General features: G+C 33.5%; 24 protein-coding genes. 14 read left to right on the top strand and 10 right to left on the bottom strand.

Annotated features, from left to right (window positions below; all coding sequences use genetic code 11):
• Window positions 1-26: 26 nt before the first annotated feature.
• Window positions 27-833: a bifunctional 2-polyprenyl-6-hydroxyphenol methylase/3-demethylubiquinol 3-O-methyltransferase UbiG gene (locus KORDIASMS9_RS10815; protein ID WP_114902859.1), complete on the bottom strand. Its 807-nt coding sequence runs from the start codon at window positions 831-833 to the stop codon at window positions 27-29.
• 116 nt (window positions 834-949) lie between these two features.
• Here KORDIASMS9_RS10815 and KORDIASMS9_RS10810 point away from each other — a divergent pair, with 116 nt between their 5' ends.
• Complete coding sequence (locus KORDIASMS9_RS10810) at window positions 950-2,890, top strand: T9SS type A sorting domain-containing protein (protein WP_114902858.1); 1,941 nt, start codon at window positions 950-952, stop codon at window positions 2,888-2,890.
• A gap of 175 nt (window positions 2,891-3,065) precedes the next feature.
• Here KORDIASMS9_RS10810 and KORDIASMS9_RS10805 read toward each other — a convergent pair whose 3' ends face one another.
• The 9 genes from KORDIASMS9_RS10805 to KORDIASMS9_RS10765 form a co-directional block, all read right to left on the bottom strand.
• On the bottom strand, window positions 3,066-4,472 hold the full coding sequence (locus tag KORDIASMS9_RS10805; RefSeq protein ID WP_114902857.1) for a hypothetical protein: 1,407 nt from the start codon (window positions 4,470-4,472) through the stop codon (window positions 3,066-3,068).
• Window positions 4,473-4,646: 174 nt separating this feature from the next.
• Window positions 4,647-5,732: an amidohydrolase family protein gene (locus KORDIASMS9_RS10800; RefSeq protein ID WP_114902856.1), complete on the bottom strand. Its 1,086-nt coding sequence runs from the start codon at window positions 5,730-5,732 to the stop codon at window positions 4,647-4,649.
• Between the two features lie 170 nt (window positions 5,733-5,902).
• A complete protein-coding gene (locus KORDIASMS9_RS10795) occupies window positions 5,903-6,487 on the bottom strand; it encodes a hypothetical protein (protein ID WP_114902855.1) in 585 nt (194 codons plus the stop codon).
• A 166-nt stretch (window positions 6,488-6,653) separates the two neighbouring features.
• Complete coding sequence (locus KORDIASMS9_RS10790; RefSeq protein WP_162819881.1) at window positions 6,654-7,121, bottom strand: hypothetical protein; 468 nt, start codon at window positions 7,119-7,121, stop codon at window positions 6,654-6,656.
• A 24-nt stretch (window positions 7,122-7,145) separates the two neighbouring features.
• Window positions 7,146-7,934: an SDR family oxidoreductase gene (locus tag KORDIASMS9_RS10785; protein ID WP_114902853.1), complete on the bottom strand. Its 789-nt coding sequence runs from the start codon at window positions 7,932-7,934 to the stop codon at window positions 7,146-7,148.
• A 75-nt stretch (window positions 7,935-8,009) separates the two neighbouring features.
• Window positions 8,010-8,333 (bottom strand): GIY-YIG nuclease family protein, encoded by a 324-nt coding sequence (locus tag KORDIASMS9_RS10780; protein WP_114902852.1) that lies wholly within the window; start codon window positions 8,331-8,333, stop codon window positions 8,010-8,012.
• Window positions 8,334-8,484: 151 nt separating this feature from the next.
• Window positions 8,485-9,930 carry an aldehyde dehydrogenase gene (locus tag KORDIASMS9_RS10775; RefSeq protein ID WP_114902851.1) on the bottom strand — a complete coding sequence of 482 codons (1,446 nt, stop codon included), beginning with the start codon at window positions 9,928-9,930 and terminating at the stop codon, window positions 8,485-8,487.
• A gap of 15 nt (window positions 9,931-9,945) precedes the next feature.
• The gene (locus KORDIASMS9_RS10770; protein WP_205318053.1) at window positions 9,946-10,347 is read right to left on the bottom strand and encodes a RidA family protein; all 402 of its coding nucleotides are present in this window, start codon (window positions 10,345-10,347) and stop codon (window positions 9,946-9,948) included.
• 224 nt (window positions 10,348-10,571) lie between these two features.
• Window positions 10,572-11,093, bottom strand: a complete 522-nt coding sequence (locus KORDIASMS9_RS10765; protein WP_114902849.1) for a DUF1697 domain-containing protein — start codon at window positions 11,091-11,093, stop codon at window positions 10,572-10,574.
• Window positions 11,094-11,271: 178 nt separating this feature from the next.
• Here KORDIASMS9_RS10765 and KORDIASMS9_RS10760 point away from each other — a divergent pair, with 178 nt between their 5' ends.
• The 13 genes from KORDIASMS9_RS10760 to KORDIASMS9_RS10700 all read left to right on the top strand — a co-directional run bounded on the left by KORDIASMS9_RS10760 (window position 11,272) and on the right by KORDIASMS9_RS10700 (window position 26,418).
• On the top strand, window positions 11,272-12,321 hold the full coding sequence (locus KORDIASMS9_RS10760) for a vWA domain-containing protein (protein ID WP_114902848.1): 1,050 nt from the start codon (window positions 11,272-11,274) through the stop codon (window positions 12,319-12,321).
• A gap of 10 nt (window positions 12,322-12,331) precedes the next feature.
• Window positions 12,332-13,138, top strand: coding sequence for a hypothetical protein (locus KORDIASMS9_RS10755; protein WP_114902847.1), 807 nt, complete (start codon window positions 12,332-12,334; stop codon window positions 13,136-13,138).
• A gap of 16 nt (window positions 13,139-13,154) precedes the next feature.
• Entirely contained in the window at window positions 13,155-16,178 is a 3,024-nt protein-coding gene (locus KORDIASMS9_RS10750) for a tubulin-like doman-containing protein (RefSeq protein WP_114902846.1), read from the top strand.
• Between the two features lie 17 nt (window positions 16,179-16,195).
• Entirely contained in the window at window positions 16,196-19,423 is a 3,228-nt protein-coding gene (locus KORDIASMS9_RS10745; RefSeq protein ID WP_114902845.1) for a C2 family cysteine protease, read from the top strand.
• A gap of 641 nt (window positions 19,424-20,064) precedes the next feature.
• A complete protein-coding gene (locus KORDIASMS9_RS10740) occupies window positions 20,065-20,952 on the top strand; it encodes a dienelactone hydrolase family protein (protein WP_114902844.1) in 888 nt (295 codons plus the stop codon).
• 262 nt (window positions 20,953-21,214) lie between these two features.
• Window positions 21,215-21,736, top strand: a complete 522-nt coding sequence (locus KORDIASMS9_RS10735) for a hypothetical protein (RefSeq protein WP_114902843.1) — start codon at window positions 21,215-21,217, stop codon at window positions 21,734-21,736.
• Between the two features lie 38 nt (window positions 21,737-21,774).
• Window positions 21,775-22,257, top strand: coding sequence for a thioredoxin family protein (locus KORDIASMS9_RS10730; protein ID WP_114902842.1), 483 nt, complete (start codon window positions 21,775-21,777; stop codon window positions 22,255-22,257).
• Between the two features lie 36 nt (window positions 22,258-22,293).
• Entirely contained in the window at window positions 22,294-22,824 is a 531-nt protein-coding gene (locus KORDIASMS9_RS10725; protein WP_162819880.1) for a YgcG family protein, read from the top strand.
• A gap of 128 nt (window positions 22,825-22,952) precedes the next feature.
• Complete coding sequence (locus KORDIASMS9_RS10720) at window positions 22,953-23,480, top strand: YgcG family protein (RefSeq protein WP_114902840.1); 528 nt, start codon at window positions 22,953-22,955, stop codon at window positions 23,478-23,480.
• Window positions 23,481-23,515: 35 nt separating this feature from the next.
• A complete protein-coding gene (locus KORDIASMS9_RS10715; RefSeq protein ID WP_114902839.1) occupies window positions 23,516-23,986 on the top strand; it encodes a carboxypeptidase-like regulatory domain-containing protein in 471 nt (156 codons plus the stop codon).
• Between the two features lie 213 nt (window positions 23,987-24,199).
• On the top strand, window positions 24,200-25,054 hold the full coding sequence (locus KORDIASMS9_RS10710; protein WP_114902838.1) for a CsgG/HfaB family protein: 855 nt from the start codon (window positions 24,200-24,202) through the stop codon (window positions 25,052-25,054).
• Between the two features lie 4 nt (window positions 25,055-25,058).
• Window positions 25,059-25,520 (top strand): hypothetical protein, encoded by a 462-nt coding sequence (locus tag KORDIASMS9_RS10705; protein ID WP_162819879.1) that lies wholly within the window; start codon window positions 25,059-25,061, stop codon window positions 25,518-25,520.
• Window positions 25,521-25,533: 13 nt separating this feature from the next.
• Window positions 25,534-26,418: a DUF6175 family protein gene (locus KORDIASMS9_RS10700; RefSeq protein WP_114902836.1), complete on the top strand. Its 885-nt coding sequence runs from the start codon at window positions 25,534-25,536 to the stop codon at window positions 26,416-26,418.
• The last annotated feature ends 3 nt before the right edge of the window (window positions 26,419-26,421 follow it).

The following is a 26,421-nucleotide window of genomic DNA, read 5'->3' as shown; positions in this document are numbered from 1 at the left end:
AACACAAATACATATAAGAAACCTCGCTACTCGCGAGGTTTTTTTGTGGCTTTTAATTCGTATATCAGCGGATAGAGTTTATCTTTTGTTTCGTACAAACCTTCGTCATTTTTTACCAAATCGGGCAGCACATCGTACGGCGAAGCATCGTGTTCTGTAAGCATTTCAATCGTCAATCCTGCATTGATGAGCGCATTAATAACATCGCCCAAACCGTGATTCCAAGCGTATTCCTTGCTAATCATTTTGGTTTCTCCATCTTCAGCATACGTGCCTTCGTATTCTTCATAAATTACTTCGTCTTGATTATAGGCATACTTCAGTACAGGTGGTTCTTGCAAATAATCAAACATCCACACAATTGGGTGAAATTCTACCATGTAAAAAGTACCGCCGTCCTTTAATCTTGATGCAATAATTGTGGCCCATTTTGTTAAATCGGGCAACCAACCAATGACGCCATAACTTGTAAATACAATGTCAAACGTATCCGTTACATGATCGTTTACATCAAACACATTGCAACAATGAAACGTAGCGTCTAAATTCAATTCGTCATTTAGTGATTTTGCTAGTTTTATCGCTTCATCGGACAAATCAATTCCTGTACATGTTGCGCCCATTCGAGCAAAACTCAAGGTGTCTTGTCCGAAGTGACATTGCAAATGCAGCAAGGACTTCCCCGCTACGGCAGACAAACTATGCCGTTCATATTTCATAAGAGACGAATTGCCATTTTTAAAAGCTTCCATGTTGTACATATCGCTTTTAGCATGAATTGCTACTTTTTTATTCCAAGTCTCCCGATTGGTTTCAAAATATTTATCACTCATTTTGTCGTATTTTTATGCCTTTTATCGTATTATTGTTTTGGATTTTATCTTGCATTACAATTGTAAGAAAAAAAATCTAAATCGCATCCAAAATCATTTTACTTAAACCTATGTACATGAAAAAAACTACTTTTTCACCCTTAAAAAGTGTCTTCCTATTATGTTTATTGATGAGCCTTCTAAGCAATGCTCAAAATGTAGATGTAGTCCTTACGGTGGATTGGCCGGAGTGGTCAACCGAAAATAGAGTAGAATTGTACAGTCCTTCAGGAACACTTTTACAAACTATTGACAATGGTTTTACGGGAAGCACCAACAATGCTTATAATGAAACCACAACTGCCGTTAGTTATCCAGTAGATGATAATATACCTGCTGGAACTGGTTATTATGTAATTGTGTATGACACTTATGGTGACGATTGGAATGGAAGCGGAAGTTTGACAATTACTGCTGACGGACAAACCGCTTTTACATTTGATGGAGATTTCAACCCGAACAACCCAGCAAACACACAAATTTCAGCGACCTTCTATTTTGCATTAGAAGAACCAGCACCGCCACCGCCACCTTTTCCTGGAGTTTCTCAATTTGATACCAGCGGAAACGAATATATTGAATACATTCCTGGAAATATGCCCATCATTATTGCTGCGCCGCACGGTGGTGTAAAACAATCTGGGCAAACCATTGGCGGAACTTCTTATCCAGACAATGATAGTGCATTGCCAGATAGAGGTTGCGGTACGAATGAAAGAGATGACAATACTGATATTTTAATTCGTGAAATTCAGCAATCAGTGTACGATCAAACGGGTTGTTATCCGTATGTGATTATCAACAACTTACACCGAAGCAAATTGGATCCTAATAGAGAACAAAATGAAGCGACTTGTGGCGATTCAGATGCGCTTTTCTATTGGAATACGTTTCATAACTTTATTGATCAAGCAAGTACAGATGTCATGAGCAAATGGGGAAAAGGGTTGTTTATTGATTTACATGGACAAAGTCATACTGTTCCACGAATTGAAGCTGGTTATAATATTTCAGCTTCCGATTTAAACAACACAACAGCTAATTATTTAAACACAGTTTCTAATTCAACCATTACAAACTTAGTGAGTGATAACTTAGGAAACTTAACCCAAGAAGAATTGGTTCGTGGACCAAATAGTTTGGGTGGACTTTTTAAAGATACTGGCGGAGTTTTCTACAATGCGCAAGGCTATTCTGGTTGCGGCGTAACTTCTGGGTATAGAACCGTTCCAAGTGATTTTGATAGTGGCGCTTCTAACAGTTGTGATGATACACGCCCGTTTAATAACGACTACTTTGATGGCGATTTTTACAATAACAGACGTCACGGTTCTGGACCAACAGCAAGCGATGGACAAGGCGGCGGCGGAACGATTGACGGAATTATGACAGAAGTAAACCGACGTGTGCGCGATTTAGGAACCTACAACGGAAACTTTTATGATAGCCGACCGCAAACTTTAGTGCCGTTTGCAGACGATTATGCAACAGTGATTAAAAATTATATTGACTTGCATTATAATGATTTTGCAGACTTTGCATACACATTCAATACGTATGCTACTGATGATGCTGATCCAACGCCAACACGTACCACAGGTGTTACAGGTGTGTTTACAGCCGAACCTGCTGGATTATCAATTAATGCGACTACGGGAGAAATTGATTTGTCTATGTCTACAGATGGTGTATATACCATTACACATACCGTTGGAGCGTGTGATTTGTATTCGACTTCTACAAGTATGACAATTACCAATACGTTGAGTACCCCAAATTTTGAGGAAACTTCTTTTTCGATGTATCCAAATCCTACAACCGGACAATTGCATATTGAATCGACTAAAGAAATAGAAACAGTTCGTGTATACAACTTGGTAGGACAACAGGTAAAAGTTATTACTTTGCAAACCCATCAAAAAATGATTGATATTAGTGAATTGAAAACAGGAAGTTATTTTGTGAATGTACAAGATACTTCTGGAAACACATATACAAAACTTATTGTGAAGAAGTAATATACTTCGGATCAAGGTAATAGTGCTAAATTGAAAGCCTCACAAACAAATGTGAGGTTTTTTTAGTCTTACACTGAATTACTTTTTATATGTAAATTGGTATTATTTTTCGCTTCTCTATTCTTGCGCATGCAACATATTTTGAATACTCAAAATACATAAGAAACAAATGATTTTAGTACGACTGCTTTTCATAAGTAAGATTAAGTGATTTAGTAGAAACGCTCATGATATTATCGCCATTTGTATAAAGAAATTGTCTTCCATCATTTATAAAATAAGCATTCCAACCATAAGGCAATGTTTTTATTTTTTTAGGATGTGACCATTTAGGAACTTCATAACTCCCCAAATTGTAACTGACAAAAAAACCTTGTTGTGCACCATCTGATTCAAGATATCTTGTGAAAATAATAAACCGCTTTTCTCGGTTAACATACGGACTAAATTCCGTTCCTAACTCTGTATTTAAAATTGGCAACGAGTCTGTAATTTTTAGTTGATCATTTATCAATGTACCTTGAACTATATTTCCATGTTGCACATCTGAATAAAAAAATAAGTCTTTTTCAGTAAGCCAGTAAAAGTAGCCACCTTTTATTTGAGATGTTAGTGTCAAGTTTACAGGTTCAGACCAACCATTTTCCACCTTTTTTAGTAAGTATATAAATTCGTCTCCTTCCGCTTTTTTGCTATAAATAATTTTATTCCCGCTTGGCGAAATAGCTCCGTTATAAATGGTATCTAAAACAGGAATACGAGTTGAAGTTGTAAAAATTCCATGTGATTTTGCGTGTATACTTCCAAATTGATTGTCCCAATCTGCGGTGCGCATCACAAACATCGTTTGTGCATCGTCTGTAAAACTAAACGTGTTCTCTGACCACATTCCTGTAGAAATGATGCCTTCGTAAAAAATACCATTCGCGTCAGTATATCTATCATTATAATACGTTTCTTTTACATGAAGTTCTCTAACAGTATCGTTCATAACCTTTTTGCGTGTAATCCAATCTTTTTGATCACTTATGGAGTCATAGACAAACGTTCGATCATTAAAAACTTTTCCTTTGGTATTCGTAAAAAAGATACGCTTCGGAAAACCTTCTTTTGTATAAAACGTGGAATCATATCCGTGAATTTCATTCCCTTTAAATTCCGCTCTGTATGTTTTCCCTTTAGGATTGAGATAATCGGTCATGGTATAATACGGCTTTCCCAACGAATCTAACCATTGCGTTACTTTGGTAGTATCATTTTTAAAATGAACTCTTTCCAAATTATAGTTCAATTCACCATCTTCTCTGTATTTAGCTCCAATGTGATTCCACAGGCTATCATATTCATATATGTATTCTGTAATCACATTATGGTTTGAATCTAATTCAATCCAACGATGCGGTTTTTTGTTATCAAAGTAATAGTCAAGTCTGTACTTGAATGGTGCATCTTTAGTGTTCTTTGGATAGGTATATTGTGTTATTTTAGAAAACGTAGGTGCTATTTCTTCGGCAATGGTTTGGGTAGTCGTATCGCAAGAGATGACCAAAAAAGCAAGTAAAATGATGGACATATTCTTCATTTGAGCGCATTTTCTTCTCGTGTTTTAGAGAAAATTATAATTCTGAATATCAGCTACTTATAAAAGTAACCTTTTACAAGCATTTTTCCAATTTCCAGCTTTTGTATTCGTCTCAATACAGTAAAGCACGCTATTTTTAGAAGTGGTGAAATACGGAGATATTTTCACCGAAACTTAGTCGCTTAGTATTTTTTGAACCAAGTCTTTTTTAGTGGCTTCATCAGTACCAAATAACCAACGTAGTACATTGTCTTCCCAAATATCATCATATTGTTCTTGATTAATGATATTACGTTCCATAGCCAAATCTAACAGTTTTCCTGGATACGAAGATTGTGCATCGCTTTCCATTTCTCCTAACGGATACGGATCGTCCAATCCCATAATAATTTGCTGACTTCCTTGACGATCTACCATTAATTTGAAAGAATCGGTATCATGCACCAAGGTATCAAAGTAAATATTGGGATGTCCTACAGCTTTTCGCGGATGTACTTTGCCTTCAAACAAATCTGGTCGTCCGTCAAATCCTTGTATGCGGCGTCCTAAGTTCATTTGTGCCAACTGTCCGCCATGTGCAAAACAGGTTCTAATATTTGGAAACCGTTCTTGCATGCCATTCAAGGTATAAAAATGATATGCATCGCCACATTGTGCCAACATCCAAATTAGGTGAAAGCGCCAATTTACGTTTTCTAGTTTGATCATTTTATCACCATCATACGGATGAATTTCTATCGCAAGTTTGTACTTATCCGCCAAAGCGAAAATAGGGTCATTCTCTTCGTCAAAAACGGAGCGCCACTGCCCTATTGAGTCCATAAAATGCGTTGGCAAACACAATACACGCAAGCCCAATTCTTCTACACAACGTTCTATTTCCCACAAAGCACCATGAATAAATCCTGGATGTACTACAAAACCACACGTAAACTTTGAAGGATGATTGCGTTGTACTTCGGCATTAAAATCATTTTGAAAACGCAAGGCATGTTTCATGGCTTCCAACCGCAGGCCATTTCCGTACAATTGTGAAAGATTTAAAATAACCGCATGGTCAATTTTATTATGTTCCATCCATTCTAACTTTTCATTTAAGAAAAAGCTAGAATCTGTCACAGGACGTTTCCAGTCGTCTTGCAACATATATTTACGTTCATCATCGACCCAAAAAATCTTTTTTTCCTTCATAAATTGAGGAATTTGTTCTGGATAAGGCAACAAATGTGAGTGTCCGTTTATGCGCAGTTTTCGTTTCAAGGTTTTGTTATTTTGGGCGTGTTCTCAACGCATGATTCATTGTATAAAAATACTATTTATTAGAGAAATTGTAATGTATTTAACAGTATAAATAAAAAAAGTCTTTACTACACTTCGATTTCTCAAACAGTAGAAAGACTTTTTAGAATTATGGTGGGTTGGTTATTTGTTTAACTTATCACTGCTTCTGCTATTTTGCGAGCACTTCTCAGTGTAATTGTGTTGTCAAACTTATTTTTATAGGCAAATATAGTTTCTTTTCCTTGTTTGTGAGTAACCACTTTTACAGGAAATGCAAAAGATGCAGCATCCAAATCCAATTTGTGACTTGCTGCATTTTGACTGAAGCTTTCAATCATTCCTGCAAATTCAGTTGCTTGTTTTTCATTCAAAATGTAGAACTTACTTCCACCATTTTGTTTTACAATCAATGCTAATTCTTTACTTTTAAATCCTAAGATTGGATTTTTATGCAACGGAATCGCAAAGCAATTGTTGTTCAATTTTACAACTTCAGAGGCGTTGTATTCGTATCCTTCTTTATCTAACGCGCTGATCAATCGCCCATGCGTATTGGCAACATTTGCTGATAAATTAGAGATAGAAATGTGAGTGACACTGCTTAACAAACGGTTGAATCCTTTTCCGATGCTTGTGAGTGAAACACTTTTGTTACTTGCTAATGTAGTGCTAGGGAACATTGAGAGCGCACCAGCTCCCATGATACTAGATGCAATAAAGTTTCTTCTGTCCATATATGGTTAGTTTATTAGTCTGCAATGTATTTAGCATTGCAAAAGTGGTTTTTCTGTTTTCCAATTTAAGGATTTTTTAACACTTATGTCAAATATTCAACGAAAAATGTTAAAATCAGGTAGTTTTGCTTTTGTATTTGTGAGAAATTTAAGCCAACAAAACTCTTTACACATAATCAAGTACACTTTTTTCAAAGGTCTTAAATGAATTGAATGGAAAATCTTTACGTTTATTTTCTGCAAATTTCTTCTCAGAAAGTAAATTCGCAATTTTGAGAAACTCATAATACATCATTTTGAAAAAGATTCTTTTCAAGATTATAAACTCAAATAGCAATTTTTCATTTTGAATTTCTTCACCATAAGAATTCTCAAATTGTGTTGCTGTTATTTTAATTTCGCCAGATTTTTTCAGTATTTCTACGATTTTAAATTTTGTTCCACCTGGCTCATCATACCAAATAAATGAATCCTTTTTTTCACCTTTTATCATTCTTTTTAATACAAACATACAGTCTTCAATGGGAGATGAAAACACATGAGTAATATTGATTTGATGAATCATTTGATCAACTCGGATAAAACAAGTACTCCAACCATTCCCTAACAAATCGTAAGAAACATGTATGTGCATACTTAAAGTTTTTTACTTAGAATTTTATAGTGACTTCGTACGTCCACCATCTACAGGCACATTAATTCCGTTGATGTAGGAAGCTGCTTCGCTGGCTAAGAAAGCAATCGCGTTGGCTATTTCCTTAGGTTGCGCAAAACGTTTGGCGGGTACACTGTTTTTCATAGCTTCGCTAACCTCATCAATGGTTTTCCCTGTTTTAGCAGCTTTGTTTTTGATGATTTCTGATAAACGTTCGGTTGCCGTAGCTCCTGGCAATACATTGTTCACGGTGATTCCAAATTGCCCCAATTCGTTAGCCAATGTTTTGGACCAATTAGCTACGGCGCCACGAATGGTGTTGGAAACGCCCAATCCATCCAGTGGTTGTTTTACGGAAGTGGAAATTACATTGATAATACGTCCATATCCTGCTTCTTTCATGCCACCAACTAGGGTTTGTACCAATACATGATTGCATTTTAAATGTTGTGTAAAGGCACGTTCAAATTCATCAATTTTTGCGTTGAATACTGGTCCGCCTGCTGGTCCGCCCGTATTATTGATTAAGATATGAAACGGATGATTTTCTGAAATATAGGCTTCAATTTTTTCACGCAGTCCGTTCGGATCTTGAAAATCGGCAACAATATAATTGTGCTGTTGTCCCTTAGTTGTATCTAATTCAGCTAGTACGTTTTTGAGTTTTTCTTCGTTTCGCGCAGTTAAAACTACGTTTGCTCCGAGGTTTGCTAGTTCTTTCGCAGCCGCTTTTCCAATGCCTTGTGTGCTTCCACAAACGAGTGCGTTTTTATGTTGTAAGTTTAGATTCATGTTGGTTGTTGGTTTGTTTTAAACATTAAGGTTTTAAAGTGTTCTCGACTGCGCTCGAAGTGACACTTTTAATTACTATTGTAAATTATTTTTTTTGTATTTAAAATGTGTAGCATTTCTACATTCTGATAGAATCTGTAACATATCAAAGTTTCCTTCAGACAAAGCTAATTTCTTTTTTTGACTCCATTTTTTAATTTTCTTTTCAAAATATATTGCCTGTTCAGCATCATTATAGTCTTGATGAAATATTAATTCAACTGGTCTTCTTTGGTATGTAAAACAGCTTCTATTGAATCCTGATTTATGTTCATTTACTCTTCGTTCTAAATTATTCGTCATTCCAACATACAGTAAATCATCTTTACATTTTAGAATATATACATAGTATGTTTTCATTATAAATTTTCAATTAGATTTTCTGTTGTCACATCGAGCGCAGTCGAGATGCCTTTTATTTCAAAGTGTTATCATGAGCTACGCTCAGTATCTACAATAATGCTCGAACTGACATGCTTTTAATTTAGCATTTAAAATTCAAAATTTCAACCTACGAGTATTTAATGCACACATTTTTAGGTTCGGTGAAGAAACGCAAAGCTTCTAGTCCACCTTCACGTCCTACGCCTGAGCTTTTCATTCCGCCGAAAGGTGTACGCAAATCACGCAATAACCATGTGTTTACCCAAACAATTCCTGCTTCGATTTGTTTGGACATGCGCATGGTACGATTCAGATTGTTTGTCCAAAGTGTCGCTGATAAACCATAACGAACTCCATTTGCCATTTGTAATACTTCTTCTTCTGTGTCAAATGGCATCATAGTCACAACAGGTCCAAATATTTCTTCTTGATTTACACGACATTGATCCGTTTGTACTTCAATGACTGTTGGCTCTAGATAGTATCCGTTTTCGGAACCTGCAACTATAACTTCATTTCCGCCACATAAAACGGTTCCACCTTCTTCTTTCGCGATGTCTATGTATGATTTTACTTTTTCTAAATGCGGTTTCGAAACCAACGCGCCTACTTTGGTGGTTTCCGCAAACGGATTTCCTACTTTGAGTTGTTTCACGCGTGCTACAAAGTCCGTTTTGAACTTGTCATAGATGCTTCTTTCTACAAAAATACGCGATCCGCATAAACAGATTTGCCCTTGATTCGCAAAGGAAGATCGTACGGTAATTTTCAACATTTCGTCATAGTCACAATCTGCAAAGATGATGTTTGGATTTTTCCCTCCCAATTCTAGCGAAAGCTTTTTAAACATAGGAGCTGCAGTACGAGCAATGTGTGCTCCTGTTGCTGTTCCGCCCGTAAAAGAAATGGCTTTTATGTTTGGATGTTCTGTAATGGCTTGTCCCGTCGTATGTCCCAATCCGTGTACAATGTTTAGTACGCCGTTGGGCAAACCTGCTTTGCTACAAATTTCTCCGAGAAGATAGGCGGTCATCGGTGTGATTTCACTCGGTTTGGCTACCACGGTATTTCCAGTAGCTAATGCTGGTGCGATTTTCCATGTAAAAAGATACAAGGGCAAATTCCATGGAGAAATGCAGCCTACGACGCCAATGGGTTGACGCAAAGTGAAATTCATCGCGTTGAGTCCGACACTTTCATGTGCTTCGCTTGAAAATTGTGTGATGGCTTGTGCAAAGAATTTAAAGTTGCTCGTAGCTCTTGGAATGTCAATTTGTGTGGCAAGACTGAGCGGTTTTCCATTGTCTAACGATTCTGCCTTTGCTAAGTCTGCTAAGTTTTCTGCAATGAGATCTGCTATGTTGTTGAGGATGCGACTCCGTTCTTCAATCGTGGTGTTTGACCAACTTGGGAACGCCGCTTTTGCTGCTTGATAGGCTGCTTCAACATCTTCTGAAGATGAATTCGGAATGTGTCCGTACACTTCGCCGTTTGAAGGATTATAGTTGTCAATCCATTCGTTGCTTTTGGGTGCTACATAGCTTCCGTTGATATAGTTTAGAATCTTTTGCATGGAATCGAGTATAGATTATTGTTTTTTATAGGCTACTACTTTGATTTCAACCACCAAATCTGGATGTGGTAATTGATGTACTGCCACTGTCGTTCGGGTTGGACCTGTTTCTTTTTCGAAGAATTCTCCGTACGCGGCGTTGTAGCCTGCAAAATCGTTCATATTGACTAGAAACGAAGTGACATCTACGACATCTGCCAGACTTGCGCCTACACTTTGCAAATTTTTGTCAATATTTTTCAAGACTTCTCGAGTTTGTGTGGCAATGTTTAGATGTTTCGTGCCCATTTCGTCAATGATATCTACACCAGCAATGCTATTATCAGGTCGTCGCGAACTGGTTCCTGATACAAATATAAAGTCGCCCACACGTTTGGTATGTGGATACGCGCCTCTTGGTGTTACTTTTTTTTCCATTATGTATGTTTATTCGTTTATTTGTCTTTTTGTTAATTTGCGTTTTTGTTTATTTGTGTTTTATTAATTTGTGTTTACGCTGAGCCTGTCGAAGCGTTATTTGTTTGGCTTACCCTTATGTTTTTTACCACGAATTCACATATTTTTTTTATCCCTTTTAGTTTTCATGAACTCAAATTGGACTTGTTTATAAATTTAAAATTCAGCATTTAGCATTTATAATGTCACAGTGCTTCCACCATTTCCAACAGCTTGTGAATTGTTTTCCAGTTTCGTGTCGTCGCTTGTGTTTTGAGTTTTCGTTCAAAAAGATTGTTGGTCAATTTGCTTCGCCCAAAACCGTTGGGACAATAGAGATATACTTCCGTATTGATGATTTTAAATTCATCGCCTTTACTGTCAATATCAAAGTCAGTTACTGTGGGCGTTGTCGCTAAAAAGGTAATCGCTTGTTTGGAAATGTCTTCTTTTGTGAATGGATTGTTTGCCATGGCAGTCTTCCATTGTGCGATGGTTTTGATCAATACAGGCACGTCGTAATCGTATTGTTTTTTGATGCCTTCAGAAATTTGTCTTTCTAGTTTTTTTTGATCTTTTTCTTCAGATTTAAATACTACATTTCCACTTTGAATATAGGTTTGAACGTTTTCAAAACCTAGCTTTGAGAGCAATATTCGCAATTCCGCCATGGGCAGTTTTTTACTTCCAGAAACGTTAATTCCACGTAAAATGGCAATGTAAATCATATTGGTTGGTTGTGTGTTTCAAAGATACATTTTTTGGGAGACTTGCATCTTGATTATAGACTTATGAAATTAGAAATTTTAATACAATCTGAAATTTATTCACCTACTTACGGAAAACCGTAATTAAACCTTAAACTTTTAAAGTATGTTTATCACATATATTAAATAACAGTAAAATATGACTAAAAAATATATAATAATCATTCTTTCGTTTGTTTCTTTAAACTGTTTTAGCCAAGTAAACCACTACATTCTATTTGACATTACAGGTTCTATGATTGGACGGGGAACAGATAATCAAGGAATTGCAAATGAAGATATTTGGAAAAAATCTATTGATTTACTGGAAAAGCAATTAAAGTATTTCAATAATGGTGATAAGGTAACTTTATTCTTATACGGTAATGATATTTATGATAAAGGAACTTATACCATTGATGGCTCACAAGAAATTGTTAATAATATCACAGCAAACATAATAGGTGTAGATGAATTCGAAACTTGTACGTGCACATATTACGCTCTTAATAAAGTATTAGAAAAAATAAAAAGTACAAATACAAAAAATACAAATAGAATTTATCTATTTACAGATGGAAGCCCAACTCCAAATTGCAACAAAAATTGTAGTTCAATTCGTTATGAAAAATTAAAACAAAAATTTGATGAAATTATAAGAGATTCTGATTATTTATTCATCTACAACTTAAAACCTGAAGTAGCTAATTTAATAGATGGTGAAAACATTAAAAATATAATTAAACCATTTTCTGAAGTTACTGTTTTTGCTACTCCTCACAATACGACAATTGTTTTTAATGGAAAAGTGCATACTAGTACACAAAAATTCACTTTCAATGGAACCGGAATAGATAAATTTTTTCAAAATAATTCTTACGAAGTTGTAATGTCTAACTTTGAATTATCCTATGACGAAAAAACTATCAAGCAAAAAGCTAGTCTTGTAAGACCTAATGATAGTATCAATAAGATCTCATTATCTAGGAAACCACAGACAGTAAAACTTTTAACGGCTAATAAGCCAGAAGTTTTTGATAAAGAGATCTACACTGGGGAAATAACATACACTTTCTCTAACGGCTTTTCAAAAGATACGCTTATTAGTGATAATGCGAAATTACATATAGAAATTCTTGCAAATAAGTCAAAAATTATTTTCAACAATAAAGCAGAAAAGCCCAAAGTAACCATTGAATTTATAGACTAAATAAAAACGAATGAAACAACACATATTTTCACTCTTAGTATTCATTTTTTTCACACCTAACATCTCCTTTAGTCAAGAAGAAGCTATTAATCTCAAAAGAGGTGATACAATTCACAAAAAAATAAAACTTTCTTTTAACGAAACTGCTGTTAAAGAAAATGAATATGTAATATTTGAAATAAATGATGACTTTGATTTTAAGAATTTAATATTACTTATTAATGGCAAGAAGTGGGATAAAAAAACATTTAAAGTTGAGGCAACTAATAAGCATGTCTCAACAACAATCCATATTACACCTAAAAAAGATGTTAAAAGTGGTAATTATAATTTCAATGTAAAAGTTTTAGAAGCTTCAAGGCTCCTTGAAAATAATATTGAATATAAGCAGAATAAAAAACAAGGCTTTAAACATCTTACATATGTCGTACCCGAATCTTTTAAAGAAAGTTTAATCAGGTATTGTTTTTATGGGTTGATCGTTATTGCTACTTTCTTAATGCTAGTATTTTTTGTCCGCAGAAATCAAAAGTTTAAGCGCGGAATTATTTCTTTAAAATATCCTTATGAACAGGAAATCCATTTAAAAAAATATGATAGAAAATTTAGCTACAAATACGTAGTAGATGCAGATACCTTGACTGACTTCTATTTGACCAAAGGGCAAAATGGTAATCCGAAAATTCACACCACACAAGAGAATGCAATGATTGAAGTCAATAATGAAGTTGTTCCAAATGGTTATTTACTTCAAATGCAAGATGTAATAAAAGTAAGTAATGACAATAACGATTACATAAAATTTATATACAACTAACTAAATACCAATAATTATGAAAGGATATAATTTATTCATCGGTTTGGGAGGAACTGGATACGATGTATTAATTAATATTAAAGAAAAACTTTATGAGGAATATGGTCAAACACAATTTGACGAAATTAAATATCTGTATTTTGATTCTGATAAAGATAATATTTCTAAACAACATCTAGTTGAGAACAAAGGTGGAGAAAAAATCAATATCAATTTTAGAAGTTCTGAATTTATTAACATTTCTGCAGGTAATACCAATATGCATGAATTTATAGAAGTAAATCCAGATGTAAAGGAATTTAGTAATAGTTATGGTAAGGAATATAATAATTATGTAGGGGAATCATTTCCTAGAAATGGTGCAGGACAAATACGTATGGTTGGAAAATTGTATTTACGAAAAGAATACAAAGAAATCATATCAAAAATAGATCAAGCTTTAAAGCATTTAAAAAGTATACAAACTGTTAGGAACAGTGCTCAAGAAAATGCAAATTTAAGTTTGGGCGGTTCTGCATTTAACATTTTTATATTTGGATCACTGGCAGGTGGAACAGGAAGCGGCACTTGTATTGACTTACCTTTCTTGATACAAAAAAATAAATCAGGGATACCTGTGAATGATCTTAATATTTGGGGATATTTTGCCGATTATAGTTTTTTTAACGGAGTACCTTTCTCACAAAATATACGTCCAAATACTTTTGGAGCTTTATCAGAACTTGAATATTGGAAAGTTCATCATAGAAATAGTGATTTTTTACCATTTGAATATACGCAGGCTCCTGAAAAATATTATGATCATATTTATATAATGCAAAATAGCACTAAAAGAGGTATTCTAAATTATGATAATATGATTGACGTTGCTTCAGATGCTGCGATTTCATTAATAAATCAAAATACGCAATCTGCACAATCAAATAGCAACCAATTCTCTTACACAATGCAAGGAAAAAAAAGAACTTTATCAAGTTTTGGCGTTTCTAGCATTCAACTAAATAGAGATAGGGTCATAGAATATTTCGTTAAAAAACAGCTTTCTAGACAAATCGATTACTTCTTGAGTCCTGTAAAAAATACAATTGATATTAATGACAAAGTTAAAAATTTCATTAATGAAAATAATTTAAATGAAGGTATTGGAGAGGTGTCGAAGTCTATCAATCAACTTATAGAGAAATTATGCCCGTTAGATGAAGATGCTCACAAAGAGCTAAAAGAAATAAGTTTTGGAAGCGTGGAAACTGGAAAAGACGTAGATAAGCAAATTATTATCAAAAAAAATAGGTTCGTTGATACGCTTATAGAAACTACTGGAAATATTATTAAAGAAAATGATGATCGAAATGAAATTGCCAAAAAATTACGGGTACTAAAAGATACTTTTTTACAACAACATGGAGGAATAGCGATCGCAAAAAACTTTTTTAGAAATATCACTTCTCAATGCAATTTAATGAAGCAAGAACTAGTGACAGAAATATCGGTTCATAAGAATAATAGAGAACGTATCGAGTCTGAATTAAATCAACTTAAAAATAAAATGCCCAATATGAAAACTCTTGTTAGGCGCATTGATAAAAAAGCGCAAGAAGCAGCAATTAAGTTTTATATAAAAAAAACAAGTGATTTAAATACAGATAACTATTATAGTTTATCAAAAGAAATTATAGAAATAAAAAGAAAAGAAGCGGCTATTAAATACTATAATTTTTTAATTGAAGTCATTGGGGAGTTTTATAGAGTTGAAGATGATTACACATACGGGAACTTGTCTATTCTAGATCGTAAATTAAAAGATATTAATGATACAGTTGCAACTTCTCTCCAACAGGCAGAAACACAAGGTGAGCAAGGAAACATTGTCTCTGGCAACACAGTTTTAATCAACAACAGAATTATTAAATTATTACACTCTCAACTTGAACAAGAAACTTTTGAAGGGCAAACTCCTTTATTAAATATTACTAGTATTGAAGATGATTTATTGACAAATGAAAGTATATTTACTATTATAAATACTCTTATAAAGTCAATTTATGAGCATTTTAAAGAAAAATACACCACAGACGATGGCTCCCTTTATTATGCTTTATTCAATGAAAATGAATACTCCATAGAAAGAATTATTATCAAGTTTTTATCAGAGCAAGATATTCAATCTATTTTTAGTGTTGTTCAGGTAAACAATCAATTCTTGTGGCAATACAGTGGTGTAAAAGATTTCCCAACTGATACTGGTGAAACTCAGAGTACTGACACGCCTTTAATTGTTTTCTTTAAAGACATCAAAAAACAAATTGAAAATATTCCTTTAAAAGAAGAAGAATACTTATTCAATGAGCTACAAACAAATTTATTCGGTATTTTTAGTGGGCGAAGTGATATAACAGAAGTTGATAATGATAATCCAAATAAAATTGTTTTCTATTTACAAGAAGATAAGATTCCAATGTTTAAACTTCATAATATGGAGGATATGTATACTACCTTTATGAACAGGAATACGCATGAAAATTCACATTTTTACACCGATAATCGTATTTATAATTTGAATTACACTATCATGCCTTCTAAAGCTGATACGAAAAAATGGTGGACTATTGCTTGTGTGATGAAATTGGTAAATAAGTCAACAAAAGGTTATACGATACTTACTGTAAATTCTAACTCTCTCGAAGGCACTGAAGTTCTTGTAAAGTCTACTCAAGGTAGAAAAGATAGAAGACAAGCTTACAATAGTTTTTCCAATACTGAAAGTTATGCTGAAGAGGTAGAAGAGCATTACATACGCGAAGTTGATGAGAATAAGCAACGTGTTCAAACAATTTTTAAAGAATATGCAAGTAAAATTTATGACAGAAAGAACACTGGAAAGGAAAAAGGCTCATTAACTCCCGAGGAAATAAGCCTTTTGAAAGAAGAATTACAAATAGTAGTCACTATAGCTGTTGATGATTTAGACATCAATAAAAGTAATTTGGTATGTGATAATTTAACGCTCAGACAAATAAATAGTATTCTTCGTAAATCATAACTGACAAAACTAGACATATGAAGCCAGTTTTAATCTTTGACACTACCAAACAAGTAAAGAAGTATTGTGATATTAATTCAAATTATATTCACATCATTGATACAGATAACTTAGAAGAAACTGAGAGTAAAGTATTTGAGTGGTATGACAGTTCACAAAACTATGTTACTTGTGACAATGAATTATTGCTTGCTATCATTAATAGAGAAAATTTAGAAGATAATGAAATTACCATCATAGAAGACATTATTGGCTCTTATCTTCGCAGTAAGGAATGTAAGATTCTTTTATTCTCCTTTTTTAAAAACGAGGTAAAAGAATCTTCCACTGTTAAAATAAACAATCAAGTTACAGATACCTTTTTGTTAGGAAATGAGGATGAAAGTGGAGGATTATATAATGAAAATAATGATAAAGACAAATTTCATATTACTCAGATTTTTTTAGAGTATCTACTTGAAAACTATTCAAACTACAGTCAAATTAAACAAAATTCACCTTTAAAAGAATTCGAGAATACCTTTCATAGCTTAGGAGCTATAAAGTATTATTTATCAAAAGAAGTTCTTCAAAAAAATGCTGTAAAAATTATTGAAGCACAAAATTTTTCAAAATTTATATTCAAAGAAAACTTTGGTGTCAATGAATCAATTCTGGATATCTTAAATGATAATACATTGGCGCATGAAGTTTTAGAAGATATTCAGGATAACAACCATATCTCCATAAATAAACACTCAAATCCTCCAGAACTTAAAATTAGAGCAAATAAATTTATTACTGAAAATAATATTCTCAATAAAGATGAAGAACTAATCATAACTGTTCATAGTGAAAAGCCTAACTTTGAAGAGTATTGTTTGAATAATGAAAGTTATTCTGAAATTAAATTAGGTTTGGATAATTTACGTCAAAAAGCGAAGCACCAAGATGATATTGAAGTAAGAAGTAATCTAGAAGCAAACGCCCATAATACACGAATTGCTATACAAAAGATAACTGGTGAGTATAAAAGAAATAAACTTCTGGAAACTGAACGGGATTTTAATAATGATTTCAATACCAGAGTAGATATATTTAAAGAAAACACCCAAGCTTTAATTAATACTACCATATTAAATTTTAAAAATGAAAAAAAATACAGAACTACCAATTTAGAAAATGCAATTGCAACATTAGATTTCATTAAAGAAGGGAAGTCTGAATATGCTGAAAAAACAAGCAACAATGACAGTCAAAATCTTGAAAAAATACTTGCAACTCATTTTGACAAAGCTATTAGTCAATTTGAAACACAAAAAACTATTTTCAACAACCTTAAAACTGTAGAGAATACTTGTAATCATTTAGAAAACGTACTAAAAAAAAATGATGATAATATCTTTAATAGTTCAAGAGATGTATTACTATTGGAAAATCATTTCAAACTTGGAAAATTGCCAGATGTCAATAAATACTCGTATTTAAAACTGAGTTTCCTACCCATAACAAATATTACTTTCTTATTAATTTTAAATATACTTGTTATTGGACTGTGTTTATTATTTATTGGTAAGCACTATCTATACTGGAGTGCTCCTTTAGTACTGATTAATATCGCATTAATACTTTCTAGCATTAAAGAATTAAAAACAAAAAGAGTTATACTTGAAAATCATTTTTATGAACGTGAACGTATTATTAGCAATGTAAAATCTACTATCAATGATTCTTTTTCAACTATATGTGATAGCATCAAATACACATATAAAAACAGACTCTTGAAAAGGTTTATTACTATTATACAAGAAGAGCGATACAATATTTTACAAATGCGTAAATATTTTATTTATCATTATTACAATACTATATTATCAATTCAAAAAGATATTGATTTCAAATCAAATCATATCATAAATGTTATTGATTCAAATTTTGTAAAATCACTTATTCTAAATGTAACTCCTTCTTCTTATTTCAATGACCAAAAATTAGTAGAATATCTAGAGGAATTCAAAAAACATAACAATGATGTATCATATAAATTTGAAGAACCTGATTATAGAGACGACTTATTAACTATAGATTATAATACTAATGAAAAAATTTGTATGACAATTGAACATCAAAATAATGATATTGAATACTTATATGATTCAGTTCCAAATGCTACTCTTTTCAATAGAAAAGGAAATACAAAATCAATAAATAGTAATGACATCCACCAAGGAGAAGTCGGTGACTGTTATTTCTTAGCTGTGTTAGCAGGTATTGCTGATACAATGCCAAGCCTAATCAAAAACAGCATCATTTATAACAAAGAAGAAAATTTCTATTCATTACGCTTTTATGACAATGATAAAAATGAAGTGTATGTTAATATTGATGATAAGTTATATTCACGAGATGGTAAAACTGATTTGATATATGCTAAATTCAATCAATCACAAAAAGATATTTTGAAAACATGGGTAGCTTTATTTGAAAAAGCTTGGGCAAAACTAAATGGAGGTTACGAAAATATAATTGGTAGCTCTAGTGAAAGAAATGTAACAGATTTTGGGTTAGCAATTACTGGTAGTTATATGCAGGCTAAAAGTCTAAGAGACTTTAATTCAGAAGAAAATTTACAGGAGTTTTTAACTAAAGTTAGATTTTCAGATAAGAAGACGATAATTACATTAGGGTCTTTAGAAGAGCAAACAGATGATAGTAATACCAACATTGTAACACAACATGCATACACCTTACAGAAAACCACCAAGTCAAGCTACACATTATATAACCCACATGGACAAAACCATTTTAATGACATCAACTTTAATTTTCTAAAAAGTAACTTTGATTATTTATATTACTTTACACTAAATAACTCAACACCTATAAGACCTTCAAAAAAATTATCTATTAATAAAAAAATTCGCTTATTTGATAGTGACTTAGTAAACATCTTTGAAAATTCTGATTTAAATAAAAGAATAAAAAACTTAAATTTCTTTGATTTATTTTGGAGTAATGATAACTCAAACCAAAAGAAAACACAAGAGATTTATAAAAAGTCAAAATCATTGATCTCACAAAGCATTATAAATGATTACAAGAAAAATAAAGATATATTTCACATATTAATGAATGAAAGTAAGGCTGAAGAAACTAAGGAAAAGATAGAAAAAGAGTTGAAACATACATTTGGTATGAACTTGAAATTCACAGATACGACTAATGATATATTTTCTCTTATAAAAATTAAGCTAATAATTAACTGACTCGTTCTAAAAAAAACTAGTAACAATCAAAATTACTTCATCTTTCAGTAGTTTTTTTACTTCCAGAAACGTTAATTCCACGTAAAATGGCAATGTAAATCATGTTGGTTGGTTGTGTGTTTCAAAGATACATTTTTTTGTGGGTTTTGTGACTTGGGTGATATCGCAAATCAAATTGAAGTCGAAACGATTCAACTTATAAACTCTTAAACTTATTCGGGGAAAGCTTGTTGCAGGTCTGCAGGAACAAATCCCCACGGGGGAAAGCTTGTTGCAGGTCTGCAGGAACAAATTCCCCACGGGGGAAAGCTTCTCGCACGTCTGCAGGAACGAATCCCCAACGGGGAAAGCTTCTCGCACATCTGCAGGAACGAATCCCCAACGGGGGAAAGCTTGTTGCACGTCTGCAGGAACGTTTCGAATGTGTTGGAAAGCTTCTCGCAGCGCTGCAGGGACGTTTCAAACGCGTTGGAAAGCCTGTTGCATTGCTGCGGGAAGGTTTCCAACGGCTTTTTATTGCGAATTTTTCAACAAAATGAGAAAAATTGATATTTTTATTGCGATTTTCTCAAAAAGACCTTTGCGCGTACTGTAAGTATCTTTTTGTTTCCGTAACTTTAGATCAACCAAAAATAAACCTCATGAGCGAGCTTAAAAAGGAAGATATCAAACAAGAAGTATTTGATTTATACGACGATTATGCACATAATAAGATTGGACGCAGACAGTTTGTGGAGCGACTTTCCTTGTATGCCGCAGGAAGCGTCACAGTTGGTGCGTTGCTAAGTTTTATGTCGCCCAATTACCGAACTACCGCAGAAGTTGCAGAAGACGATCCGAAGTTAGAATCGGAGTATATTACGTACAAATCTCCCAAAGGCGGCGGCGATATTAAAGGTTTGCTTTCTATACCAAAAGATACCAAAACAAAAATTCCGGGCGTGGTTGTGGTGCATGAAAATCGCGGATTGAATCCATATATCGAGGATGTTGGACGAAGAACAGCATTGGAAGGCTTTATCAGTCTGGCACCCGACGCATTATCGCCACTCGGCGGTTATCCTGGCAACGATGATGATGGAAGAACCATGCAACGCAAACGCGATCGCAACGAAATGCTGGAAGATTTTATTGCTGCATTTGAGTACGTAAAAAATCACCCGCAATGTGATGGCAATGTCGGCGTGGTTGGCTTCTGCTTTGGCGGCTGGATTTCCAACATGATGGCAGTACGATTAAGCAACTTAAAAGCCGCAGTTCCTTTTTACGGAAGACAACCAAGCGACGAAGATGCTGCAAAAATCAAAGCACCTTTGTTATTGCAATATGCGGAATTAGATACACGCGTCAACGCAGGTTGGGAAGCTTTTGAAAACGTATTAAAAGCCAACGATATTGACTACGAAGCACATTTTTACCCAAATGTAAATCATGGTTTTCATAATAATACCACACCACGTTATGATAAAAAAGCGGCAACTTTGGCGTGGAAACGTACTATTGATTTTTTTAAGGAGAAATTGATGTGATATTGTTTATTTTTATGAGCGTAAAAAAACTTAATTGTATTGACTTTACATAGAAATTGCATCCATTCATTTCAGCAAAACGGTTTTTCTGTTTTAGATCGAATGTATTCAGATACTGAAATTGACACTATCATTGCTCGTATTGAGAAGACTTCCGCTGAATTGACATTAAGAGAAAAATCTACACAGGTATTTGCCATACGGCAAGTTGTGAAGAAAATTCCAGCGTTGAAATCTTTATTTTTTACTAAAAATTACACAAATGAACTTTCAGGAAAAACTTGTAAACTATTTAAACGTTATACTCAATTTTAACTGGGAAACGTTTAACACACTTCCTATTCGAGAACAATTGAGTGATTGGAATTTGTTATTTATGGAGTTTGACCAAATGATTAATGAAGAACATGAATTGAATGGCGTCGATTTCGCAATAACAACGGCAATAGTTCGAATGTATTCAAAGCATTTTGAAGAACTTCCTATTGAAAGTAGCTTGCACAGCATCATCAACAGCAAGCATATTAGACCACGTTTGTATGCTATTATTTTAGATTTAGAATTTGAAGAAATTCAGAAAAAATCTACGTCTATTTGCGATTGCGAACTTAGAAACAGATATGATAAAAAACCTATTGTCAAGCACCTACAGAAAATAAAAGTGCTGTATGATGGATATTACAATCCTATGTTGCTAAAATGTACCAACTGTAATTTTCAATGGATTTCCTACACGACAGATGACTCTAAAGGAACTACTGTTTTTGAAAAGTATATTGTGTAAAATATGCTTATCTTACCATCCACATTAAAACCAACACCATGAAATTTTTTACTACACTTGTTTTTTCTGTGTTTCTACTGTGTAATTTGCATGCGCAAAAAGAAGGAAAACATGTAAAAACTGATAGCCATAACTTGCGTTGGTATTTGGATTATCAAAAAGCAAAAAAAGTAAGTACAGAACTCGAAAAGCCCATGTTGCTGTTTTTCACAGGTTCTGATTGGTGTGGCGCATGTATTGAATTGGAAAAAAATTATTTTTCTAAAAGTGCCTTTATCAAACTTGCAGAAAAGTTTGTGTTGGTAGAACTGGATTTTCCGCGAAATGAAAAAATCCTTCGAAAAGACTATATTGATGATTATATGATGCTTCGCAAGAAATACAACGCAAAAGGATTTCCCACAGTCATCCTATTAGACGATTTAGGAAATGTTATTGGACGAGTTTCTGGCTACCGCGGAAAAAACACCAAAAGAATTTATACAAACCTCATAAAAGCTGCGTTAGAAGCAATATTATAATTTTGTATGACTAAATGTACTCGTAAATATCTTCTCATGAACTATAAATATCTTCTTATCTGTTGTCTCTTATTGCTTGGAATTTCATGTAACCAACAAAAGGAATCGTTTCCATATGCTGATACAACCTATACAAGTTCCGTTTTCCCAAAACCTGTAGGCTTTATCAATGATTTTGATAGTATTTTTTCAGAAGATGAAGAAACTAAGTTGCGTAAATTGGTCAAAATTCATGAGGCGGCAACCACCAATCAAATTGCTGTAGTAACGATTAATGATTTGAAAGCATACGATAATATTGAAAAGTATTCGTTAGACTTGGCAAATTATTGGGGCGTTGGACAAAAAGATAAAAACAATGGGGTCTTGATCGCAATTCACAAACCAGGAAGAAAACTTTGGATTCAAAATGGTGATGGTCTCGTTGATAAACTGACAGATGCTGAAACCAGCTATATCATACAATCGAAAATCATTCCTGAGTTTAAAAGAAATGACTATTTTAAAGGTGTGTACAGAGGTATTGAAGCTATTATTAAGGAAGTGAACAAAGTAGAGAACGACTAAATTTCTTCAAAAAAAAGAATCCAAACCGTTCATTTCATCGAAAAGTTACTTTTTTAGCATGTTAATATTAACGATGTACTGTTGATTTTCTTATCTTGCAGATACCCAATTGATTATAATAGCCCACTATGAACTACAAAAGCCTACTGCTTGCCCTGCTGATGGTGCTTTGTTTTAGCTGCGAAGCCACGCATAAAATGCACTCTAAGTCATTTATTGGCAAACACGCTGCTAAAGTTGATTTTCCCATGCTTGTAGGAACTATTAATGATTATGACAACATTCTTTCTGAAACGCAAGAAGCGAATTTACTCGATTTAATACAAAAACATAAAGTAAAAACTGGTGACGAAATTGTAATTGTGACCTTAACCTCAATTCAAGATTATTCAGGCTTGGTAGAATATTCGTTAGACTTAGCAAATCATTGGAGCATTGGACAAGGAGATAAAGATAATGGTGTTTTAATTGCGTTGTACATGAAAGATCGCCGTATATGGATTCAAAACGGTATAGGTGTGATGCACAAACTCACGGATGAAGAAGCGTTAGAAATCATCAACCAAGTGATTGTGCCTGAATTCAAGAAAAATGATTTCTACACAGGTTTTGAAAAAGGAATTCAAGAGATTATTAAAGAATTGAAAGAGTCGTGAGACAACTATTTTTTTACTGTAGCATTTTATTTTTAATGATTAATTGCAAAAGCAAGAATATAGCTTGCGCCTTAGCAGCAGTCCCTGCACATCTCCAAACAAAAAGTCAAAGCATCCTTGATATCAGTAAAAACCTAGTTTTTGCTGATACAACAGTCGCAACCATTTCTGGAAAAATTTATGGAGAATCTATATATAGTGATGAACCGTTTCAACAAGAAGACATCTTACCATTTACTAATATTACATTAACTAATACAGAAACAAAAGAAGTTCTAGGAATAACCACCGATTTGGATGGAGCATACAACCTTTCAGTGCCAACAGCAACGTATCAATTTCAAATAAGTTTTATTGGCTATAATATTGTTACAATAGAGAATCTCCAATTAGGAACAGGAGAAATCCTAAACCTATCCGCACAACTAGGACTCGGAATTGATGAGGAAGAGTTTATCATTATCAATCATCAAGACACAAAAGAACTCGTTCGAAAAACGAATTAATGCTTCAACTTCGCCATATTATTCTCCTATAAATTTCGTTGGTTGTTATTTGACCTTATCAATACTGACTGTATTCTTCATCACTACTTATACGGTATTTCTAATTAAAAAATAAAAAAGTACCTCATTTACGGAAACCCACAAAGAAAGCTTTATAGATCGTTTTATGTTTGCAGTTGAACTATAATAATCAACTCGAAAAAACACGATTCCATGAAAAAAAAAACCCTTTTTCTACTGATATTGTTCATCACAACTACGGCTTTGGCACAAAAAAAGACAGTCGCCATCTCCACATTTGAAGCTGCTAGTGATGTAGAAATCTCTGCTAAATATATCAAAGCAATTGAAGATAAAGTAAAAGCAGCTATTAAGAACACCAATCGCTTTAAAATTGTAGATCGAGCTAATTATAGAAAACTCTTAGACGAGCGAGAGTTTCAGAAGAAAGAAGAATTTATTGATGGTAAAGTGACTTCTGAAAGTGCTTTTGAAGGAGCAGAGCAAATTGTAACGGGAAACATCAGTCAAGTGAGCATTACAAAAAGAACCTCCAAAGAATCTTTTTCATATAAATGTAATATCTCTTTTTCGTTAGAGGTTATTGATATCGCAACAGGAAAAGTGATTGCCAGTGAAATGATTCAACCCAAACAAACGTTTCTTGGAAATGTAGTAAGTACGTATGATACGAAAACTCCCGAAAAAGCTTTTTTTAATTCTTTAAAAGGAACACAAAAAGCGATTGATAAGTTTGTTGCGGAAAATTTCCCCGTGACTACTCAAATTATAGAAATTACCAAAGCTACTTCCAGCAAAGCTAAAACGTTATTGCTAAATACAGGAAATATGAATGGTGCTAAAGAAAAGCAAGCATTCAAAGTTGTTGAACTCGTTTCAATGAACGTGAATGGAAAAGAAATTATCAGAAAAAAAGAGATTGGTACTGTGAGAATCACGAATGTGGAAGGTGATGAAATTTCAGAGGCAAAAGTCATTAAAGGTGGCAATGTCATTTTAGAAAGATTTAACGCGGGCGCAAAAATTGAATGCTACTCAAAAAATTAATCCTATGAACAAAAGAATCATGCTTGTAGCAATTACTGTACTATTTACAGTGAGTTGCGGTGAAAAATTATACACTCCGTTAACCGCAGAGTTGACTGTACTTAATGAACAAAAACACAAAACTATAGCACTAAGAAGTTTAGGCTATGGAAACACAGAAAATGAAGCCATTGGCGACTCTGAACGAAAAGTATTTGAAATTATTTTTTTCAGAGGAATTCCAAACACAAGTGTGGAAAAACCTTTAATTGGTTCAAATGAAGCTTCCATTACCTCAAAACACAAAGCGTATTTTGAGGCTTTCTTTAAAGGACGTTATCGATCTTTTGTGATGAGTTCTTATATAAGTTCACCATACAAAAAGAGAGAGAAAGTCTTCACCGGAACGACAGATATTAAAATCAATCTTATGTCACTAAAAAAAGACCTCGAAGACAACAACATCATTAGAAAATTTGGACTCTAACGTATCAACCATTATGAAAAAATATATTTTAATAGTGCTCTTAACTTTCATTGGAATCAATTTAGAAGCCTATGCACAAACGAAAGTGACACAAGTACAACCGTCAATTATGGTGATTCCTTGGGTAAAAGAAGGACAAGATATTCGCACCATTTTAGAAGATGATTTCAACAAACGAATTGCCATTGCAAAAGTAAAAGAAGCGTTTGACAATCGTGGTTTTACTACGTATGACTTTACCCAAAAATTAAAACAAGCGTTGAATGAAACCGCTGTAAAATCGGATGAAAAAAATGATTTAAAATCTCGAATGATTCGACTGTCTACCGCAGATATTATTGTGGAAGTAGAAGTGTTTGTGCAAAAGTCGTCAGGTGGAAACTCCGTGAAACTCATCATGGAAGGAAAAGATTCGTACACCGCACAATCATTGGTCACTAAAACAGGAGAGTCAGGAAAGTTTTACACAGATGATATTGCCAAATTATCGCAAAAAGCTGTAGAAAGTTGTGTGGAAGAATTTTTAAATACCATGAATGATAAGTTTGGGCAAATTGTAGAAAACGGTCGCTCTGTTCGTATTAATATTGGATTTCATGAAGATTCTGAATACAACATGGATTCTGAAATAGGTGACGATGCTGATTTACTTTCCGATCTTTTAGAAGACTGGTTAGATGAAAATGCTCATAATAATAACTTTCATATTCAAGGAATGACAGAACTCTCTTTGATTGTTGACGATTTTCGAATTCCACTAAAAGATCCTAAAACTGGAAGAAATTATAGAGCAACAAAGGTTTCTAGCAAGTTGCGAAAGTTTATCAAAAACAAACTTGGTTTGGCAGTAAAACAAGGGAAAAGAAGTGCTGCCGAAATTAACATTATAATTCAATAAGTT

The organism is Kordia sp. SMS9 (assembly GCF_003352465.1).
Classification (GTDB): domain Bacteria; phylum Bacteroidota; class Bacteroidia; order Flavobacteriales; family Flavobacteriaceae; genus Kordia.
The sequence above is the reverse complement of the archived record's forward strand: the minus strand, read 5'-3'. Positions and strand labels throughout refer to the sequence as shown.